Origin of the sequence: Acinetobacter rudis (assembly GCF_000829675.1) — a bacterium.
Lineage (GTDB): Bacteria > Pseudomonadota > Gammaproteobacteria > Pseudomonadales > Moraxellaceae > Acinetobacter > Acinetobacter rudis.
On the sequence record NZ_BBRX01000028.1, the window covers coordinates 52,506 to 73,387 of the forward strand.

Annotated in this window: 15 protein-coding genes; 10 read left to right on the top strand and 5 right to left on the bottom strand. The window is 41.3% G+C overall.

What is annotated here, in order from left to right; all coding sequences use genetic code 11:
* Positions 1 to 13: 13 nt before the first annotated feature.
* The 5 genes from Aru01_RS08425 to Aru01_RS08445 all read left to right on the top strand — a co-directional run bounded on the left by Aru01_RS08425 (position 14) and on the right by Aru01_RS08445 (position 6,900).
* Positions 14 to 1,276 carry an efflux RND transporter periplasmic adaptor subunit gene (locus Aru01_RS08425; RefSeq protein ID WP_016655220.1) on the top strand — a complete coding sequence of 421 codons (1,263 nt, stop codon included), beginning with the start codon at positions 14 to 16 and terminating at the stop codon, positions 1,274 to 1,276.
* Positions 1,277 to 1,288: 12 nt separating this feature from the next.
* Positions 1,289 to 4,468, top strand: a complete 3,180-nt coding sequence (locus tag Aru01_RS08430) for an efflux RND transporter permease subunit (RefSeq protein WP_016655219.1) — start codon at positions 1,289 to 1,291, stop codon at positions 4,466 to 4,468.
* The gene (gene adeK / locus Aru01_RS08435; protein ID WP_016655218.1) at positions 4,468 to 5,925 is read left to right on the top strand and encodes a multidrug efflux RND transporter AdeIJK outer membrane channel subunit AdeK; all 1,458 of its coding nucleotides are present in this window, start codon (positions 4,468 to 4,470) and stop codon (positions 5,923 to 5,925) included. Before Aru01_RS08430 ends, adeK begins: the two co-directional genes overlap by 1 nt.
* Positions 5,926 to 6,069: 144 nt before the next feature.
* Positions 6,070 to 6,429: a YbjQ family protein gene (locus Aru01_RS08440; RefSeq protein ID WP_016655217.1), complete on the top strand. Its 360-nt coding sequence runs from the start codon at positions 6,070 to 6,072 to the stop codon at positions 6,427 to 6,429.
* A 9-nt stretch (positions 6,430 to 6,438) separates the two neighbouring features.
* Positions 6,439 to 6,900 (top strand): YbjQ family protein, encoded by a 462-nt coding sequence (locus tag Aru01_RS08445; RefSeq protein WP_016655216.1) that lies wholly within the window; start codon positions 6,439 to 6,441, stop codon positions 6,898 to 6,900.
* Positions 6,901 to 6,959: 59 nt separating this feature from the next.
* On the opposite strand, the gene Aru01_RS08450 is transcribed toward Aru01_RS08445, so the two are convergent.
* Positions 6,960 to 7,772, bottom strand: a complete 813-nt coding sequence (locus Aru01_RS08450) for an SDR family oxidoreductase (protein WP_016655215.1) — start codon at positions 7,770 to 7,772, stop codon at positions 6,960 to 6,962.
* A gap of 15 nt (positions 7,773 to 7,787) precedes the next feature.
* Positions 7,788 to 8,495: a hypothetical protein gene (locus Aru01_RS08455; protein WP_016655214.1), complete on the bottom strand. Its 708-nt coding sequence runs from the start codon at positions 8,493 to 8,495 to the stop codon at positions 7,788 to 7,790.
* A 185-nt stretch (positions 8,496 to 8,680) separates the two neighbouring features.
* Here Aru01_RS08455 and Aru01_RS08460 point away from each other — a divergent pair, with 185 nt between their 5' ends.
* Positions 8,681 to 11,578, top strand: coding sequence for a valine--tRNA ligase (locus Aru01_RS08460; protein ID WP_155757927.1), 2,898 nt, complete (start codon positions 8,681 to 8,683; stop codon positions 11,576 to 11,578).
* A 44-nt stretch (positions 11,579 to 11,622) separates the two neighbouring features.
* Here Aru01_RS08460 and Aru01_RS08465 read toward each other — a convergent pair whose 3' ends face one another.
* Genes Aru01_RS08465 through bfmR form a run of 3 tightly spaced genes read right to left on the bottom strand, consistent with a single transcriptional unit; the run spans position 11,623 to position 14,872 of the window.
* Positions 11,623 to 12,459: an SDR family NAD(P)-dependent oxidoreductase gene (locus tag Aru01_RS08465; protein WP_016655212.1), complete on the bottom strand. Its 837-nt coding sequence runs from the start codon at positions 12,457 to 12,459 to the stop codon at positions 11,623 to 11,625.
* Positions 12,460 to 12,498: 39 nt separating this feature from the next.
* A complete protein-coding gene (bfmS, locus tag Aru01_RS08470; RefSeq protein WP_016655211.1) occupies positions 12,499 to 14,127 on the bottom strand; it encodes a sensor histidine kinase BfmS in 1,629 nt (542 codons plus the stop codon).
* Positions 14,128 to 14,155: 28 nt separating this feature from the next.
* Entirely contained in the window at positions 14,156 to 14,872 is a 717-nt protein-coding gene (bfmR, locus tag Aru01_RS08475) for a response regulator transcription factor BfmR (protein WP_016655210.1), read from the bottom strand.
* A gap of 561 nt (positions 14,873 to 15,433) precedes the next feature.
* On the opposite strand from bfmR, the gene Aru01_RS08480 reads away from it, so the two are divergent.
* From Aru01_RS08480 to Aru01_RS08495, 4 genes are all read left to right on the top strand, one after another.
* A complete protein-coding gene (locus Aru01_RS08480) occupies positions 15,434 to 18,253 on the top strand; it encodes a ribonucleoside-diphosphate reductase subunit alpha (protein ID WP_016655209.1) in 2,820 nt (939 codons plus the stop codon).
* Positions 18,254 to 18,555: 302 nt separating this feature from the next.
* The gene (locus tag Aru01_RS18640; protein ID WP_016655208.1) at positions 18,556 to 18,681 is read left to right on the top strand and encodes a preprotein translocase subunit YajC; all 126 of its coding nucleotides are present in this window, start codon (positions 18,556 to 18,558) and stop codon (positions 18,679 to 18,681) included.
* Positions 18,682 to 18,899: 218 nt separating this feature from the next.
* Positions 18,900 to 19,136 (top strand): DUF2188 domain-containing protein, encoded by a 237-nt coding sequence (locus Aru01_RS08490; RefSeq protein WP_016655207.1) that lies wholly within the window; start codon positions 18,900 to 18,902, stop codon positions 19,134 to 19,136.
* Positions 19,137 to 19,531: 395 nt separating this feature from the next.
* Complete coding sequence (locus Aru01_RS08495; RefSeq protein WP_016655206.1) at positions 19,532 to 20,815, top strand: ribonucleotide-diphosphate reductase subunit beta; 1,284 nt, start codon at positions 19,532 to 19,534, stop codon at positions 20,813 to 20,815.
* The last annotated feature ends 67 nt before the right edge of the window (positions 20,816 to 20,882 follow it).

Consider the following 20,882-nt stretch of genomic DNA (forward strand, 5'->3'; position numbering starts at 1 on the left):
ACGAGGTGGAATAATGATGTCAGCAAAGCTTTGGGCACCAACCCTTACTGCTTGTGCTTTAGCAACAAGTATTGCACTTGTGGGTTGTAGCAAAGATCCAAAGGATGCACAGCAAGCTGCTGCCGCACAGAAAATGCCACCGACTGAAGTAGGTGTCATTGTTGCTCAACCACAAAGTATTGAACAATCAGTTGAACTTTCAGGAAGAACTTCGGCATATCAAATTTCTGAAGTACGACCACAAACAAGCGGCGTAATTCTAAAGCGTTTATTTGCCGAAGGTAGCTTCGTTCGTGAAGGTCAACCTCTTTATCAAATTGACTCAAGTACTAACCGTGCAACTTTGGACAACGCTAGAGCGACTTTAGTTCGTCAACAAGCGAACCTCAATGCACTACGTGTTAAAGCCAATCGTTACAGTCAGCTGACTGGTATTAACGCGGTTTCAAAGCAAGAATATGATGATATTGTTGCACAAGTTAAATTGGCCGAAGCAGATGTTGCCGCTTCACAAGCCATCGTGCGTAATGCACAAATTGACTTAGGGTATGCAACTGTTCGCGCACCAATTTCTGGTCAATCTAACCGCTCTAGTGTAACTGCTGGTGCTTTAGTAACTGCAAATCAAGCCAATGCTTTGGTCACGATTCAACAGCTTGATCCGATTTATGTCGACATCAACCAATCAAGCGCTGAATTGCTTCGCCTTAGACAACAGTTAAGTCAAGGCAGCATTGACCGTAGTAACAACACCAAAGTTCGTTTACGTCTTGAAGATGGAAGTACTTACCCGATCGAGGGCAATCTACAGTTCTCTGATGCAAGTGTAAACCCAGATACAGGCACAATCACTTTACGTGCAGTGTTCCCTAATCCAAATCACCTGTTACTTCCAGGTATGTTTGCCAATGCACAAATTGTTCAAGGCGTCATTCCAAATGCTTACTTGGTTCCACAGCAAGCCGTAACACGTACGCCAACAGGCCAAGCACTGGCAATGGTTGTCAATGCGAAAGGTGTTGTTGAGCCTCGTCCTGTGACGACTTCTGGTGTAAATGGTCAGAACTGGATTGTGACTGCTGGATTGACTGCTGGTGATAAAGTCATTGTTGATGGTATTGCGAAGGTTAAACCAGAACAACAAGTTGTTGCCAAACCATATCAACCTAAAGCTGCAGCACCTCAACAAGCTGCGCCAGCGACCAAACCAGCTGCTCCTGCTCAACCTGCTGAGCAAAAGCAGCCTGCTGAGCAAAAAGCTGCGTCACAAGCATAAGGGGGAGTTTGAATGGCTCACTTTTTTATTCATCGCCCCATTTTTGCGTGGGTGATTGCATTGGTGATCATGTTGGCAGGTGTACTTACCCTGACCAAGATGCCGATTGCACAGTATCCGACCATTGCACCACCTGTAGTTACGATTTCTGCAACCTATCCAGGTGCATCTGCTGCAACAGTTGAAAATACAGTTACCCAGATCATTGAACAACAAATGAATGGTCTGGATGGACTGCGTTATATCTCATCTAACAGTGCGAGTAATGGTCAGGCTTCAATCAACCTAAACTTCGCTCAAGGTATCGATCCAGATATTGCGCAAGTTCAAGTTCAGAACAAATTACAATCTGCAACTGCACTACTCCCACAAGACGTACAGCGTCAGGGTGTAAAAGTTACTAAGTCTGGTGCAAGTTTCTTGCAAGTTATTGCATTTCACTCACCAGATAACAGCCTTTCAGCTGCCGATATTAAAGACTATGTGAACGCCAACCTATCAGAACCTCTTAGCCGCGTAGCGGGTGTGGGTGAAGTTCAGGTATTTGGTGGTTCATATGCGATGCGTATTTGGCTTGACCCTGCAAAAATGACCAACTTAAAAGTAACTGCAAGTGATGTAGTTTCTGCTTTAAGCGCACAAAACGCGCAGGTTGCTGTTGGTCAATTGGGCGGTGCACCTTCTGTGCAAGGACAAATGCTAAACGCAACTGTCAATGCGCAAAGTATGTTGCAAACACCTGAGCAGTTCGGAAAGATCTTCTTGAAAAACACCGCATCGGGTGCTCAAGTTCTACTTTCTGATGTTGCACGTATTGAACTCGGTTCAGACAACTATCAGTTTGACTCGAAATTCAATGGTAAACCAGCTGGTGGTGTTGCGATTAAATTATCAACAGGTGCCAACGCACTTGAAACTGCTGATGCTGTTGAGGCACGTTTGGCTGAGTTACGTCGTAACTACCCTGCTGGCCTAGAAGACACATTAGCGTTTGATACCACGCCGTTTATTAAACTCTCGATTAAGAGTGTTGTAAAAACGCTGATTGAAGCGATCATCTTGGTATTTATCGTAATGTTCTTGTTCTTGCAGAACTGGCGCGCAACGATTATTCCAACGATGGCTGTACCTGTCGTAGTACTTGGTACATTCACCATCATTAATATGTTTGGCTTCTCCATCAATACATTAACCATGTTTGCCATGGTACTGGCCATCGGGCTCTTGGTGGATGATGCGATTGTTGTGGTTGAGAACGTCGAACGACTTATGGTCGATGAACATCTCGATCCTGTCACTGCAACTGAAAACTCAATGACGCAGATCTCAGGTGCTTTGATCGGTATTACCAGCGTACTGTCAGCGGTATTTATTCCAATGGCGTTCTTTGGTGGTACAACAGGCGTGATTTATCGTCAGTTCTCTGTCACATTAGTGACTGCCATGGTCTTATCTTTGGTTGTTGCATTAACCTTTACACCTGCACTTTGTGCAACCTTGCTCAAGCAACACGATCCAAACAAACCTAAAAGCAATAACATCTTTGCTCGATTCTTTGATTGGTTTAACCGTAGCTTTGATAAAACTGCTGAAAAATACCAAAACGGTGTAGATCGTATGATTCACCACAAAGTATTTTCTGGTGTAGTCTATGCTGCTGTTATTGCTGTCATCGTCGTCATCTTTAAACTCATGCCATCTTCTTTCCTTCCAGAAGAAGACCAAGGTGTCGTATTTACATTGGTACAGTTACCTCCTAACGCAAGTATGGAACGTACAAGTAAAACGATTGATTCGATGACAAATTTCTTCTTAAAAAATGAAGAAAAAACTGTTCAATCTGTATTCTCTGTAACAGGCTTCTCATTCACTGGTGTCGGCCAAAATGCTGGTTTAGCATTTATTAAGTTACGAGACTGGGGTGAGCGTACTACACCTGAACAGCAAATTGATGCACTCATCAAGCGTGGTATGGCGTTAAATATGCTTGTGAAAGATGCAAGCTATATTATGCCAATCAAATTACCTGCAATGCCTGAACTTGGTGTGGCTTCTGGTTTTGATATTCAGCTTAAAGATGTTTCTGGCCAAGGCCATGAAAAACTTATGGCTGCGCGTAATATGATCTTAGGTATGGCAGCAAAAGACCCACGTCTTGCTGGTGTACGTCCAAACGGTCAAGAAGATACGCCACAATACCAAATCTACATTGATCAAGCACAAGCTGGAGCAATGGGTATTAGTTTGGCAGAAATCAATGCCACAATGAGTATGACTTGGGGTGGATACTACGTAAACGATTTCGTCGATCGTGGTCGTGTTAAAAAGGTTTATGTACAAGGTGAAGCCAATTCACGCATGATGCCTGAAGACCTCAACAAGTGGTATGTACGTAATAACAAAGGTGAAATGGTACCATTCTCAGCCTTTGCAACTGGCGAATGGACTTATGGTTCACCACGTCTAGAACGTTATAACGGCGTATCATCTGTGAACATTCAAGGTACTCCTGCACCGGGCGTCAGCTCTGGTGATGCGATGCAAGCAATGGAAGAAATCGTGTCTAAACTCCCATCAATGGGCTTAGCAGGTTTTGACCATGAATGGACTGGTTTGTCTTTAGAAGAACGTGAGTCTGGTGCTCAAGCACCTGCACTATTGCTTCTTTCATTATTGATTGTCTTCCTTTGTTTGGCGGCACTTTATGAAAGCTGGTCAATTCCGTTCTCAGTAATTTTGGTGGTACCGCTTGGTTTGGTGGGTGCTTTTGCATTGACCTATCTGGGTATGATCATCAAGCAAGATCCAAACTTATCATTTAACATTTACTTCCAGGTGGCATTGATTGCGGTCATTGGTCTCTCTGCCAAGAACGCGATCTTAATTGTTGAATTTGCCAAAGAGTTGCAAGAGAAAGGCGAAGATTTATTTGCAGCAACGCTACACGCTTCACGTATGCGTCTTCGTCCAATTATCATGACAACTTTAGCTTTTGGTTTTGGGGTACTCCCTCTTGCACTATCAACAGGTGCAGGTGCAGGTAGCCAGCACTCAGTAGGTTTTGGTGTACTTGGTGGGGTTATTAGTTCTACACTACTCGGTATCTTCTTTATTCCAGTGTTCTTTGTGTGGATCCGAAGTGTATTCAAATACAAACCCAAAACAATAACAAATCAGGAGCATTCATCGTGATGCAAAACATATGGTCTATTTCAGGTCGTAGCATTGCACTTTCTGCGCTCGCATTGTCTTTGGCAGCCTGCCAAAGCATGCGTGGCCCAGAGCCGGTCGCTCAAGTCACTATCCCTACAGGTTACGTCAACAGCAGTGCTGGCCAATCGATTGCGGAAAAGGGCTATAAAGACTTTTTTACTGATGCACGTCTATTGAAAGTAATTGATCTTTCTTTAGAAAATAACCGTGATTTACGTACTGCTGCACTGAATATTCAACGTGCTCAACAGCAATATCAAATCTCGGAAAATAATCAGCTACCTACAATTGGGGCAAGCGGTAGTGTGGTACGTCAAGTTTCACCTTCAGTTAACCCAAATAACCCCTACTCAACCTATCAGGTCGGTCTAGGTGTAACTGCGTATGAGCTTGATTTCTGGGGCCGCGTTCGTAGCTTAAAAGACAATGCATTAGACAACTTCTTAGCGACTCAAAGTTCACGTGATGCGACTCAAATCGCACTCGTTGGATCAGTAGCACAAGCTTGGTTAAGTTATTCTTTTGCCAATGAACAACTCCGTCTATCAGAGCAAACATTAAAAGCACAGTTAGATTCTTACAATCTCAACAAAAAGCGCTTTGATGTTGGTATTGACAGTGAAATCCCTGTTCGCCAAGCACAAGTTTCTGTAGAAACTGCGCGTAGCGATGTGGCAAATTTCAAGACTCAAGTTGTACAGGCGAAAAACCTACTTGATCTTCTGGTTGGACAACCTGTAAGCAAAGAGTTACTTCCAACTAAGGGTGTAACGCGTATCACTAACGACAAAACCTTATTTACAGGTATGCCGAGTGACTTGCTACATAACCGCCCAGATATCAAAACGTCTGAATATCAACTCAGTGCTGCTGGTGCCAATATTGGTGCTGCACGTGCACAGATGTTCCCGACGATTTCTCTAACTGGTACAGCGGGTTATGCATCAACAGATTTAAATAAATTGTTTAGATCAGGTGGTTTTGCATGGTCTATTGGACCAAGCTTAGATGTTCCTATTTTTGATTGGGGCACACGTAAAGCCAATGTGAAGATTTCAGAAACTGATCAACAGATTGCTTTAGCAAACTATGAGAAGTCAATCCAAACAGCTTTCCGTGAAGTGAACGATGCCTTGGCAACTCGTCAAAATATCGGTGATCGAATTTCAGCACAAAGAAACTTGGTTCAAGCGACAAACGTCACTTACAAGCTTTCTAACGCTCGTTTCCGTTCGGGTATTGATAGCTTCTTGACTGTTCTTGATGCACAGCGTTCTTCATACTCTGCTGAACAAGGTTTATTGTTATTACAACAAGCTGATTTAAACAATCAGATTGAGTTATACAAAACCCTTGGTGGTGGTATCAAAGCGACTACCGCAGAACAGGTGGTGTACCCTGCCTCAAGTTCTCAGCAACATTATGAGAAAAAATAATAGCGTAAGCTCAAGCTGCATCGCAGTATAAGCAATCAAAAACCCACTTCGGTGGGTTTTTTTATGGGTCTTTGCTATCAAACTATTGCAATTGACCATTAAGTTACCTATGTTTTCTTTATCTTCATCTTGAAAGTTCATCCTATGCAACTTAGCAATCTAGAAAGTGTTCCAGGCCATACTATTATTCGACAACTCGATGTTGTTTACGGCAGTACTGTACGTAGTAAGCATGTTGGCCGTGACTTTATGGCGGGATTAAAAAATATTGTGGGTGGCGAACTTAAAGGGTATACCGAACTTTTAGAAGAATCACGTCAAGAAGCAATGCAGCGTATGATCACTAAAGCCGAAGCTTTGGGTGCGAATGCAATAGTTGCTATACGCTTCTCAACCTCAAATATTGCTCAAGGTGCTTCTGAACTTTTTGTTTATGGCACAGCTGTAGTCGTTGAAGCACAATCTCCATCCATTCCAGACCCTTTTCAACAGATTAGTGAGTAAGCTCAAATCATGGAAGGTCTTATTTTTAAGGTTGTCGTCTTTTTATTCTTATTCTTCATTGGGTGGGGCTTTGGCCGTCATATCGAAAGATCGCATCTTCAAGCACTTGATGAAAAAGAACGACGTTTATCATATATACGTTTAGATACCAGCCGCTTTAAAACCTCAGATTCACATGGGCAATTACTTATCAGCAATGTTGTGATTTCACATGATTATTTTAAAATGGTCTGGGCTGCAATCCATAATTTCTTTGGTGGGCGACTGCTGACCTATGAATCAGTGACAGAGCGCGCACGTCGAGAAGCGATCATCCGTTTAAAACTACAGGCTGAACAACTCGGCGCAACACAGCTACTCGGGCTACGCCTAAATACCACAGAAATTGGTATGCAAGGTGGTATGGTTGAAGTTTTTGCCTATGCAACAGCGATCCTGCCAGAGACCGCCGCTCGCGAACAAGCCTATTAGCACACAGTGCCAAATTAAAATAGATTAGATAGAAGTGAAGCTGTCACTTTAAGTACAGCTTACTTCACTGTGCTTTTACGAATGACTTTATATAAAGCTTTAGGTGATAGTCGAGAAAGCATCACACCAAGTTTTTCTTTTGCACCAGCCACCACAATATACTCTTTACCGTGCATCAAAGCTTTGAGTACTTGTGCAGCAAAATCATCGGCGGATAATCCATTGGCAATCGCTTCGTCTTGATGGCCTTGCGCCTGTCCTGCCCCATTTAAGGCATTAAAAGAAACGTTGGTTTGCACAAAACCTGGAAAGACAACCGACACTTGTACACCCTGCTCTGCCACTTCAGCCCGAAGGCTATTGGCCCAAAGGTGAATGGCGGCCTTGGCTGCTGAATAACTTGCTCGATACTGCGTACCCAATAAACCAGCCACACTTGAAATAAATACCACGCGACCAGATTGTTGCTTAAGCAAAGTTGGCAATACAGTCTTGGTCAAAAAAACTTGAGAAAAGTAGTCAATCTCCATGATTGCTCGTTCAGTATGCATACTGGTGTCACTAATCAATGCGCGCTGACTTAAGCCTGCATTATTGATGAGCCAATCAATACGACCAAACTTCTCTAACACTTGAGCATAGGTGTGTTGCACCTGTGCTTCATCGGTAACATCCATAGCAAAACTAATATGACGTTCTGGTTGAAATAAATTTGCTCGAACTTGCTCAAGTACTTCAAACCGCCGCGCTGTTAAAATAACCTGAGCACCTTGCTTTGCACAGGCTTTGGCTAAGGCCTCACCTAGACCTGACGATGCACCAGTAATCCATACAACCTTTTTATCTAAACCATTCAAACCTTGTTTTTGCATAGCTGATTGTCCTTATTATTGAGTAACAAAGTGATTTTGAGGCTCTTGTTGCATAAAAGCAAAGAAATGATCCAGATAAGGTTCTGCCTGTATTGCAGTTAAGTGTGTTGTAACTTTTTCTAAGCGTTGATACCCCATATGGGTACACATATGGATGACCCCATCTAAGGTTTTGTTGAGCAGAAAATTAAATTTTAACAGTGACTTGGGCTTAACAATCAGTGCATGTACCCCAAGGTCAATAATCTTTATAAGATTTGTAAAAGTAATTTTAACCGCTTGATCATCACCCTCACGGATTCGATTTAAATTTTGGATTTGAGATTCAGCCAAACCAGTATCAATGGCATAGCATAAATAGTACTGCCCCTCACGCTGTCGTATACATGTAGCTAGATAATTCACCAAAGGACTTAGGCGCTGATTATTAAAAAAAGAAACAGCATAAGGCATGTACTGTTTGATACAACCAGCTATTTTATCAATCACTTGTTGAGAATTTTCACGTGACTGATGACTCGCTTCAGCTGATTCGCTATCAGCAACTTTACCTATTAACTCGGTAAAGACCTGATCCAGTACTGCACAGGCCAAATCCGCCAAAACAACACCTAAAGCTTTGGCTTGACGGGGTGCGTGTGCAGTATTTATTTGATCAGTTACTTGTTGAAAACGCAGATATAGCTCAGGTTGAATACGCAGATAAATCGCATAATTGCTCATAATGGGCGCCCTCCTTTTTATGATTATTGATATTGCTTACAAGTCTATGTGTTCCATTTAAATTCAAAAAATGCTGGCCTAGCAAAATGTGGCACAAAGTTCAGTGAAATGCATTTGCTTGATCTGCCCTAATAGCGCGATTTTTTGCTACAATGTTCAGAATTTTTTTCCACTTTTGATCTGTATTGACTATGACTGATACCGCGCAAAATATTGCAACGACTTACGATCCTACTGAGATCGAAAACAAATGGTACCAAACCTGGGAAGAGCGAGGCTATTTCAAGCCTTCAGGTAAGGGGGACTCTTTTTGTATCATGATTCCACCACCAAACGTCACCGGTAGTTTGCACATGGGTCATGGTTTTAATAATGCGATCATGGATGCACTTACTCGTTATAACCGTATGATGGGTAAAAACACGCTATGGCAACCAGGTACTGACCATGCTGGTATCGCAACGCAAATGGTTGTAGAGCGTCAGTTGGCTGCAGAAAATATTAGTCGCCATGACTTAGGCCGTGAAAAATTTATTGAAAAAATTTGGGAATGGAAAGAACAGTCAGGTAATACCATTACTCGCCAGATTCGCCGCCTAGGTTCTTCTGTTGACTGGTCTCGCGAACGCTTCACTATGGATGAAGGCTTATCCAATGCCGTCAAAGAAGTTTTTGTTCGTTTGCATGAAGATGGTTTGATCTATCGCGGTAAACGTTTAGTCAACTGGGATCCTAAATTTCACACTGCGCTTTCAGATCTTGAAGTTGAATCAATTGAAGAAAAAGGTTCACTGTGGCATTTCAAATATTTCTTTGAAAACCAAGCAACAACGACTAAAGATGGTTTGAACTATCTGGTAGTTGCAACAACACGCCCTGAAACTTTGTTGGGTGACTCTGCTGTTGCAGTCCATCCTGAAGATGAACGCTATGCCCACTTAATTGGTCAAAACATTGTTTTACCGATTACTGGTCGTTTAGTGCCAATCGTTGCCGATGAATATGTGGAAAAAGACTTCGGTACAGGCTGTGTCAAAATTACACCTGCACATGACTTTAACGACTATGAACTGGGTAAACGTCACCAGTTACCACTCATTAATATCTTCAATAAAAATGCAGAAGTATTAGCTGAGTTTGAAATCATCAACAAAGCTGGCGAGCAAATTTCAAGTCACATTACGGCACCTGCTGACTATGCAGGCATGGAGCGTTTTGCTGCGCGTAAAAAACTCGTTGAGCAAGCAGATGCTGAAGGTTGGTTGGATAAAATTGATCCTTATGATCTTAAAGCACCACGTGGTGACCGTTCAGGCGTAATCATTGAACCATTATTAACAGATCAATGGTATGTGAAAATTGCACCTTTGGCTGAACCAGCAATTGACGCTGTAAAAGATGGTCGCATCAAATTTGTACCAGAGCAATATACCAACATGTATATGGCTTGGATGAACAACATTCAAGATTGGTGTATTTCTCGTCAACTCTGGTGGGGTCACCGTATCCCTGCTTGGTACGATGCAGAAGGCAATATCTATGTTGGTCGTAACGAAGCTGAAGTTCGTAGCAAACACAACCTTGCAGATAGCGTTGAACTACATCAAGACGAAGATGTTTTAGATACGTGGTTCTCTTCTGCGCTATGGACGTTCTCAACCTTAGGTTGGACAGGTGATATTGAAAAAGACAAACTCAATGACATTTTAAAAACCTTCCATCCAACGGATGTATTGGTGACTGGTTTTGACATCATTTTCTTCTGGGTTGCCCGAATGATCATGATGACTTTGCACTTCATGAAAAATGAAGATGGCACGGCTCAAGTACCATTTAAAACCGTGTACGTTCATGGCTTAGTCCGTGATGGCGAAGGTCAAAAAATGTCTAAATCTAAAGGTAATGTACTCGATCCTTTAGACTTGATTGATGGTGTTGACCTCGAAAGCTTGGTACAAAAACGTACTTTTGGTCTTATGAATCCAAAACAAGCCGCTAAAATTGAAAAATCTACCCGTAAAGAATTCCCAGGAGGCATCAATGCATATGGTACAGATGCAGTACGTTTCACGTTCTGCGCACTGGCTAACACTGGTCGTGATATCAAATTCGATCTCAAACGTGTTGAAGGTTACCGTAACTTCTGTAACAAAATCTGGAACGCAACCCGTTTCGTACTGATGAATCTTGAAGGTCAAACTGTTGCACAAGTTGCTCGTCCTGAGCTTTGGGAACTCCCAGAACAATGGATTATCAGTCGCCTACAAAAAGCACAACTTGCTGTACAACAAGCGTTCGAAACATATCGCCTCGACTTAGCGGCTCAAGCCATTTACGACTTTATTTGGAACGAATACTGTGACTGGTATGTCGAACTGACGAAACCTGTATTGAACGATGCAGCTGTTTCAGAAGAGCGTAAAGCAGAAGTTCGTCGTGTATTGCTTTCGGTCCTTGAACAATCTTTACGTCTTGCACATCCATTGATGCCGTATTTGACTGAAGAAATCTGGCAAACACTTGCACCAATGCTGGGGATCTCTGGAGATACCATCATGACTGCACAGTACCCTGTTTGCGACCAAGCACAGATCAATGATCAAGCTGAAGCAGACATGCAATGGTTGCAAGGCTTAATTGGCGCAGTACGTAATATCCGCGGTGAAATGGGTTTAGGAAATGCACGCTTATTGCCTGTGTTACTACAGAACATTTCTGATGCAGAAAAGACACAAATTGCACGTATCGAACCATTGTTTAAAGCTTTGGCTAAAGTTGAAAGCATCGAAATTTTAGCCAATGACCAACAACCACCGCTGTCTTCTTCAAGTGTGATTGGCCATGCATCAGTCTTTGTACCGATGAAAGGCTTAATTGATCCTAAAGCAGAACTTGGTCGTCTACAAAAAGACTTCGATAAAGTTCAAAAGCAACACGATCAAATTGCCAACAAACTTTCTAACGAAGGTTTTGTCAGCAAAGCACCTGCAGCAGTAGTAGAGGGTGAAAAAGTTAAACTTGCAGAATTTGCTGATCAGCTCAGCAAAATCAAACTCAGCATGGAACAAATTGCTGCGTTGTAAAAAGCCTTAACGCCTCTCCTTTTTCAGGAGAGGTTAGGTGAGGATCATAGTCCATCCAACACCGTGCCTTTTACAGGATTGCGACGCCAATAATACGGCTGTAAAAATCGTAATGCGAGACGCCAAGGTGTCATCCAAACAATCCTTGTATTGCTCTTTTGATTTTGACTTACACCTTGTGCTAGATACGCGCATACAGGCTCAGGCGGATCAATCACAAACATAAATAACCACTTCATTTTACGCCAGTTTTTTACTTCACCTTGTTGCCATGAAGCCATCAATAAATCTGTTGCCACCATACCTGGGCTCAGCGTTCCAACTTTGATCGATGTATGCTTTGTTTCTTTATAAAGTGCCTGACTAAAATAAGACACCGCACGTTTTGATGTTGAATATGGGGTCATACCAGCACTCCACTCACCGCGACTGCCCCATCCTTCCATATTAAAAATTTGTCCAAAACCCTGCTTCAACATCCCTTGTAAAGCAACCTGACTGCCGAACATACACCCTAAAATATTGGTCTCAACCACCTGTTTTAGTTCTTGAGGATCTATCTCGACAAATGCTTTGGCCGCATTACACGCCCCTGCGTTATTGATCCAAACATCGACATGGCCAAAATACGCTTGTGCCTCTTGCCAAAGTTTAGTGAGATCTTGTATTTGCGTCACATCACAGCACTGACCATGCACATGAGTAGCTCCAAATTCTAAAGCCAATTCAGTGATCACTGTTTGAAGTTGCTCTGCGTGGCGTGCAGATAACATCACTGACCATTTCAAATGCAAAAAGGCCCGAGCTAAGCCCAGACCTATTCCACGTGTTGCACCAGTAATCACGACAACTTTGTTGTTTAAGGTCTGTTTTGAATTCAAAGTTTATCTCCACATGCCTTAAATCTTAAAATCTAATGATTAAACTTTTTTCTTTTTAAAGCGAGTTGCAGGCCAGTACATAATAAAGCGTGCACCACCAAGCGTTGGGCTTTGATCCACTTCAATAGTTCCACCAAACCAAAATGCAATCCGGCTTACGATCGACAAACCTAAACCATAACCACCAGAAGCACGAGTCCGACTGTCATCTAGACGGGCAAAGGCTTCAAAAATTCGTGTACGATCTTCTTCTGGAATACCAGGACCATCGTCTTCAACACAGACAAATGCCTTGCCTGTATTTGGATCAATACCACCACTAATGGTCACTTGGTTGTCACAGTAGCGAATAGCATTGCCTACGAGATTTTGTACAACGCGATGTAAATAACGTCGCTCAACCTCAACAATCACATCACTCGATAAAGGTAAGAGTTCAATTTTCTTCTTGGTTTTTAAAGCTTCTGTTTCTGTTGCAACTTGCTCTAGTACATCAACCAAAATAATATCTTCAAAATTAAGCGATGGCATACCTTGTTCGAGTTTTGCATAGGTCATAATTTCATCGATGAGATTATTTAAAGCTTCAATATCTTTATCAATCAATTCAACCTGATGAAGTCGATAAGTATATTCTTCTTCATCTGCCATCATCTCCATACCAAAACGTATACGAGCTACAGGTGTCCGCAGTTCATGTGAAACGGCCCGCATAAGTTCACGCTGTGCTTCAATCAATCGCTGAATATGGTCTGACATGCTGTTATAACTAGATGCCAAGCTTGATAATTCATCGTGTCCTTCTACCGATAAACGCAAGGACATATCACCAGACTTCATGGTATTTAATGCATCATTCACTTGTTTAAGTTTACGTTGCATAGGCACAATCAGACCATAAACGCCAAGTGATAATAGGAACATACTGAGTAAGGTAATCCCTGCTGCCAATTGGAAAGGCATCCAATTGAACATCGGAACAGGCCCCATCACCAAAACTTCACCAGGTGAATTCGGCATAGGTGACACAATAGAAATAGTTGTACCGCGTATAGTTGCACTATCACGATAGAGTATGACACTTTGATCTGAACGTAGACGGCCGATTTGTTCTGAATCGAGTTCTAAACTTTCTATCTTCTGAACTTTGAGCCCATAGTAGAAATGCTCTTGAATACGTTCAATATATTCAGCTTCTTGTCCAGGATAATAGACCAAATAATCCCAAATAAAGATCGGTAAAACCTTCATTTGTTGTTCAGTTAAATTATCTATTTGGACATAAAGTAGGTGTCCAGGATCATCACGAATACCAATAATCAAATAAGCAATGTTCTTATTTGCATCATATCGAACAACAGCTTTTTGCTCTTCGATTCTTTTCTTTTCAGTACGTGATAACTCGACTTTATTGGCTTCTAAATAATAAATTGGTAACTCTAACAAATCAGAAGCATCTGAAATCCAATCTATTTTTTGTTGCTGAGTTTGTTGACGTGAAACATCCTCACTGATGATAAATGCAATACCATCACTGAGGGATTCACGGTATTCCTGCACACGTTGGTAGTTGATGATTTGCACAAGCAAATAACCAAATATCGCCACAAGGACGACCAAAATGACCAGTCCGGCATAGATCCTAAAAAAAATACTCTGCTTCAACAAGTCATTTGTCCTTTAGTGCAAAAATGAATTACATACCATTGGTTTCTTTGACGAACAAATAACCTTTACTGCGGACAGTTTTAATTCGTTTTGGATTTTCTGGGTCATCGCCGATTTTTGGACGAATACGAGAAATACGAACATCAATCGAACGGTCTTGACCATCGTACTCAATACCACGTAGACGCTCAAAAATATCCTCACGTGACAAAATACGGCCAGCATTAGATGCTAATAACCATAACAAGTCATATTCAGCACTCGTGAAATCGACCAATTCACCATTTAATGTTACAGAACGACCACCGTTATCGATGACTAAATCATCAAACTCAATGCGCTGTGCGACTTCATCTTCTGGTGTTTTATCAGTACGACGCAATAAAGCGCGGATTCTGGCTAGCAATACACGAGGTTGTACTGGTTTAGCCACATAGTCATCAGCACCCATTTCTAGACCAAGAACTTGATCCATATCCTCAGTACGTGCTGTCAACATTAAAATCGGTTGATGATAATGTGAACGAACCTCTCGACAAACGGTTAAACCGTCAGCGCCTGGGAGCATAACATCCAGTACGACCAAGTCAGGTTGTTCACTAATAATTCTTCGGATCGCACGGTTCCCATCAGGCTCTACCCCGACCTCTAAACCATTACGAATCAGATATTCTTGTGTTAATCGCGCCAAACGCTCGTCATCTTCTACAATGAGAATTTTGGGTAATCTTTCTTCTTTGCTCATCAATTTTTCCCCTGCTATAACTTTATATCTATTTGTAACCTATACAGATATAAGATCTAATCTCTTGCAATATACACTCGTTTACATTGTAAACAAGACCTTAGTCACGAAATAGATACAGGTCCGTATTATTTTGTTGTATTTTAATTATGACTGGATATTTCCTCTCCATTTCATCAGATTGATCAGACCAATACAAAATTATTTGCTGAATATTAATACAAGATATTTCATTAAGAACGTTATATGGACATTAAAACCTAATAAAATGTTTATCCACAGAGTTATCTTCAAGACAAAAAAAAAGACTTTGCTATACTATGCGCGACTTCAAAATAAGACCATTAGCAGCTGTTAATGGCCATGGTAAAATAGCTCAAGTTTTTTCTTCCTAGAGAAAAAGATTTATAAAAATGTCAATATTGATCTATCAGAAAAATTACCGTATCTTGTGTCCAAAACCTAAATAAACCACTAAGTATTGTGTTTTGTCTTTTTTATGGTCGGTGATTCGCTGTACCGATTGGGGGCAAGTTACAACACAATGGAGCGAAGCAGACAATGAGCGCAATTACAACTCCTGGTCAACTACAAGTGATTAAACGCACTGGTGATGTTGCCCCGTTTGATGCAGACAAAATTTCTGTGGCAATCGGTAAAGCTTTTTTGGCTGTAGAAGGTCAAAATAGCGCCGACTCCAGCCGTATCCACGACCGTATTTCTCAGTTAACTGATATGGTTTTGAATACGTTTAAACGCCGTCTACCTTCAGGCGGGACAATCCATATTGAAGAAATTCAAGATCAGGTGGAATTGGCTTTAATGAGAACTGGTGAACAAAAAGTTGCTCGTTCTTATGTGATCTATCGTGAACAACGCGCTGCGGCACGTAAAGAATTAGGTGCAAACCACCATCCAACTTTACAAGTAACTGATGCGAATGGTCGTCTACAACCACTTGATATGAGTATCCTTGAGGCAAGCATCACTAAAGCTGCTGCTGGTCTAGAAGGTATTGATGTTAAAGCGATTATCGATGAAACCATCAAAAACCTTTATAACGGTGTATTGGCATCAGACATTTCAACCACAATGATGATGGCAACGCGTACACGTATCGAGCAAGAACCTAACTATAGTTATGTGACTGCACGTTTACTGCGTGATGATCTTGTTGCAACAGGTTTAAAATTCTTAGAACTTCCTGCTGAAACACTAGAAAGTGAAGCTTTAGAAGCTTTTCTAAACAAAGGTGTTGAACTAGATCTATTGTCTCCAGACTTATTGCAGTTTGACCTCAAACAACTTGCTGCTGCAATTCAACCTGAACGCTCGAATCAGTTTACCTATTTAGGTTTACAAACATTATTTGACCGTTACTTCATTCATAGCAATGGTGTACGTTTTGAATTACCGCAATTGTTCTTTATGCGTGTTTCAATGGGCCTTGCGCTAAATGAAGAAAACAAAGAACAACGTGCGATCGAGTTTTATGACTTATTGTCAAGCTTTGATTACATGGCGTCTACCCCGACTCTATTTAACTCGGGTACTTTACGTCCACAATTGTCAAGCTGCTACCTAACAACTATTTCTGATGACCTTTACAATATTTATGGTGCAATGCGTGATAACGCTATGCTCTCTAAATGGGCTGGTGGTCTAGGAAATGACTGGACTCCAGTACGTGCGCTAAACTCGTACATTAAAGGTACAAATGGTAAATCACAAGGTGTTGTGCCATTCCTTAAAGTTGCGAACGATACCGCTGTTGCAGTAAACCAAGGTGGTAAACGTAAAGGTGCGGTGTGTGCTTACTTAGAAACTTGGCACTTAGACATTGAAGAGTTCCTTGAACTACGTAAAAACACCGGTGATGATCGTCGTCGTACACACGATATGAACACTGCAAACTGGGTGCCTGACCTATTTATGCAACGTGTGTTTGAAGATGCTGACTGGACACTATTTACGCCATCAGAAACACCTGACTTGCATGACCTCACTGGTGCAGAGTTTGCTGAACGTTATGCTCACTATGAGTCAATTGCTAAAGAAAGCAATATGTTGCACAAAAAGATCCGTGCAAAAGACTTATGGCGCAAAATGTTATCTATGTTATTTGAAACAGGTCATCCATGGATCACTTTCAAAGATGTATGTAACTTACGCTCACCACAGCAACACGTTGGTGTAGTACATTCATCAAACTTGTGTACTGAAATCACACTTAACACCAGTGAAGATGAAATTGCAGTATGTAACTTGGGTTCAATCAACCTTGTACAACACGTTCAAGGTGGTATCCTCGATCGCGAAAAATTGGCTCGTACTGTGAAAACAGCAGTTCGTATGCTCGATAACGTGATTGACATCAACTACTACGCTGTACCACAAGCGAAAAACTCAAACATGAAACACCGCCCAGTGGGTATGGGGATCATGGGCTTCCAAGATGCATTGTATGAAATGAATCTTGCTTATGGTTCAGATGCAGCAGTTGAATTTGCTGATGAATCTATGGAAGTTATCAGCTACTACGCGATCAGCACTTCAAGTGATTTAGCAGTTGAACGTGGTACTTATTCAACGTTTAAAGGTTCACTCTGGGATCAAGGTATTTTACCAATCGACTCGATCGAATTGGTGGCAAAATCTCGTCCAGAGCGTATGTTTGAAGTTGATCGTACACAGCGTCTAGATTGGGATACGCTACGTGCCAAAGTACAAAAAGACGGTATGCGTAACTCAAATGTAATGGCTATTGCACCAACTGCAACCATTTCAAACATTTGTGGCGTGTCACAGTCTATTGAACCAACATTCCAGAACTTGTATGTAAAATCTAACTTGTCTGGTGAGTTTACTGTCATCAACCCATACTTGGTTCGCGCTTTGAAAGAACGTGATCTATGGGATGTTGTGATGGTCAATGACTTGAAACACTATGAAGGTTCAGTACAAAAAATTGCACGTATCCCTGATGAACTCAAAGCCATCTTTGCTACTGCATTTGAAGTTGAACCACGTTGGATCGTTGATGCTGCATCACGTCGTCAAAAATGGATCGATCAAGCACAATCACTTAACCTTTACATCTCTGGTGCAAACGGTAAGAAACTTGATTTGACCTATAAAATGGCTTGGTTGCGTGGTCTAAAGACTACCTATTACCTCCGTGCTTTAGGTGCTACATCTGCTGAGAAATCAACGATTAATACAGGTGCACTCAACGCTGTTAAACCTGCAACTGTTGCAGCACCAGTAGCGGCTGTAGCCAAAGCAGAAACAGTAGCAGCGTCTGAAGAAGGTTTTGAACAAGCAGCGCCAGTACCAATGGCTTGCTCGATCGATAACCCAGACTGCGAAGCTTGCCAGTAAATTTAATTAAACAACTAAATTAGCTCAACACTCTCCATTTAAAGTGTTGAGCTGTCTCCAATAGTCTGTGATTTGGCTATCTGGATTGTTGTTTAATCAAGAATAGCTGAGTCACATTAGTAAACAACTGGTGATTCAATGAATACTCGCAACCTTATAATTATCTTAGGATTTGTATCGAGTGTCATAGCAGTTGGTATATCAGTAAGTGCAGATAAAACAAATTCGCACAATACCTACATTACCAATAACTACTATGAAGCAAAGAGCAATAATAAGAAATAAATTCAAAGGCTAGGTTAATGTTAAATTTTCACGATAATTATCAATTGGGTCTGATTGTACTTATCCTAGCCTTTTTAATTTTTTATATACCTGTTGTTTATGCTTTTATTGCTATACGCAAACAACGTAAACAAAATAAGTAGTTGAGTTTTAATAAAATTACTTATTTTGATTATGTAAAAACATAATTGAAAAAGAAAAAGGGAATATCGCGCCAACGATATCCCCCTTTTACCAAAGGGATTTTTGACTATCCCTTGGTCGATAACTTTTGTACAAAAAGCTAGGGAATATTCTGAACTAGTTTAAAGCTATCGTCAAATTAGTCTGTGTTAATCGCTCACTAATTAGGAGTATTCTTATGAGCAAATCAAATGACCGTATGGTTTACAAACGTGGTAATGAATGGGTGAATAAAGCTAATGGAAACGAACGAGTTTCTTCAGTTCATTCAACTCAAAAGGAAGCAAGCAACACGGCTAGAACAATGTTAAGAAATTCTGGTGGTGGAGAGCTAATCATTAAAGGTAAGGATCAGCAGATTCGTGAAAAAAACACTATTCCAAATGGACATGATCCAAGGAAGATTAAAGGGTAATTTCCTTTAATTAGTTTTAATCTATTTGTTGATTACCTCGACTTGATCGGGGTAATCATTGTTCAAGAACATAACATAACCACATGATTTATTACACTTTATTTATTGATACTAGAAACAAACACCTAAAGCTTTTTTGCCTATTTTTCAACTAAACAACAGCCACAACACTATTAAAAGAATGCTCTTATGTCTACAATACAATCCAATTTTTAGACTTTAACTGTTGAAGGGGTAAACAAAATAAGTAGTGGGGATTATTGGGGGTATTACTTTAAAAATACCGCCTTAATCGACAAAACTTAATTTTGTTTACACAGAATAAGCGTATAGTAGCGACATCTTCGTTTAGTAGATGTCTGATAAAAGATATAAGCAACGAAGTGAGAATTGATATGTCTATCCTTAGTTGGGACGATTTTGAAGATGATGCACCGAAACAGACTGCACAACCACACCAGTCTAAAACCATCGAACCGCAGAAAACGACTGACACACCGTTGGTATCTGATGCAAAGCCATCATCGCCGCATGTGGCTGCTACACAATCCAGTGGAGCCAGTGCAACAGGAACAGAACATTCAACCGATTCATTGGCAAGAGCATCTGCTGCCCTAGCCCATTTGGATGTTGCTCCTGGTCTTGAAGAACTTGAGATGGGCGCACAACGTGTACAAGTTGATGATAAAGCAATGATCAACTGCCGTGCTGACTTAAACCAATTGGTACCTTTTAAGTACGAATGGGCTTGGCAAAAATATCTAGATGGTTGTGCAAACCACTGGATGCCACAAGAAGTCAACATGACACACGATATCGCACTCTGGAAGTCAGAAAATGGCTTAACTGAAGACGAACGTACCATTGTTATGCGTTCACTGGGTTTCTTCTCTACTGCCGATTCATTGGTTGCAAACAATCTGGTTCTAGCGATTTACCGTCATATTACTAACCCAGAATGCCGTCAGTACATTTTGCGTCAAGCATTTGAAGAAGCAATTCATACCCATGCTTATCAATACTGTATTGAATCATTAGGCATGGATGAAGGCGAAGTCTTCAACATGTACCGTGAAGTGCCAAGCGTTGCACGTAAAGCAGCTTGGGGTTTGAAATATACTCAATCACTCAGTGATCCTACATTCAATACAGGCACACCTGAAAACGACCAAATCTTGCTACGCAACTTGATCGCATTCTACTGTGTACTTGAAGGTATCTTCTTCTACTGTGGTTTCAGTCAGATCTTATCTATGGGTCGTCGTAATAAGATGAATGGTGTTGCTGAACAATTCCAATACATCTTACGTGACGAATCTATGCACTTGAACTTCGGGATCGATATGATCAACCAGATCAAAATCGAAAACCCGCACTTGTGGACTGAACAGTTCCAAGAAGAAGTTGTTCAAATGATCCTTGAAGGTACTATGCTTGAAATCGAATATGCACGTGACACAATGCCACGCGGTGTATTGGGTATGAATGCAGGCATGATGGAAGAATACCTCAAGTTTATCTGTAACCGTCGTCTTGCGCAGTTGGGCTTACCAGAGCAATTTGCTGGTGTGAACAACCCATTCGCATGGATGTCTGAGATGATGGATCTACGTAAAGAGAAAAACTTCTTTGAAACTCGCGTAACAGACTACCAAACAGGTGGTGCGTTAAGCTGGTAAGTGGGTTTAACGTCACGTGACACATAAAATGTCATTCAAAAAAAACCGCCATTAATGGCGGTTTTTT

What these genes read in the sequence shown, in the direction of transcription:
- bfmR (WP_016655210.1), bottom strand. Translation starts at nt 14,872, where the DNA reads ATGAGCAAAGAAGAAAGATTACCCAAAATTCTCATTGTAGAAGATGAC.
- Aru01_RS08450 (WP_016655215.1), bottom strand. Translation starts at nt 7,772, where the DNA reads ATGCAAAAACAAGGTTTGAATGGTTTAGATAAAAAGGTTGTATGGATT.
- Aru01_RS08440 (WP_016655217.1), top strand. Translation starts at nt 6,070, where the DNA reads ATGCAACTTAGCAATCTAGAAAGTGTTCCAGGCCATACTATTATTCGA.
- Aru01_RS08430 (WP_016655219.1), top strand. Translation starts at nt 1,289, where the DNA reads ATGGCTCACTTTTTTATTCATCGCCCCATTTTTGCGTGGGTGATTGCA.
- Aru01_RS08495 (WP_016655206.1), top strand. Translation starts at nt 19,532, where the DNA reads ATGTCTATCCTTAGTTGGGACGATTTTGAAGATGATGCACCGAAACAG.
- Aru01_RS18640 (WP_016655208.1), top strand. Translation starts at nt 18,556, where the DNA reads ATGTTAAATTTTCACGATAATTATCAATTGGGTCTGATTGTACTTATC.
- Aru01_RS08455 (WP_016655214.1), bottom strand. Translation starts at nt 8,495, where the DNA reads ATGAGCAATTATGCGATTTATCTGCGTATTCAACCTGAGCTATATCTG.
- Aru01_RS08480 (WP_016655209.1), top strand. Translation starts at nt 15,434, where the DNA reads ATGAGCGCAATTACAACTCCTGGTCAACTACAAGTGATTAAACGCACT.
- Aru01_RS08490 (WP_016655207.1), top strand. Translation starts at nt 18,900, where the DNA reads ATGAGCAAATCAAATGACCGTATGGTTTACAAACGTGGTAATGAATGG.
- Aru01_RS08445 (WP_016655216.1), top strand. Translation starts at nt 6,439, where the DNA reads ATGGAAGGTCTTATTTTTAAGGTTGTCGTCTTTTTATTCTTATTCTTC.
- Aru01_RS08425 (WP_016655220.1), top strand. Translation starts at nt 14, where the DNA reads ATGATGTCAGCAAAGCTTTGGGCACCAACCCTTACTGCTTGTGCTTTA.
- adeK (WP_016655218.1), top strand. Translation starts at nt 4,468, where the DNA reads ATGCAAAACATATGGTCTATTTCAGGTCGTAGCATTGCACTTTCTGCG.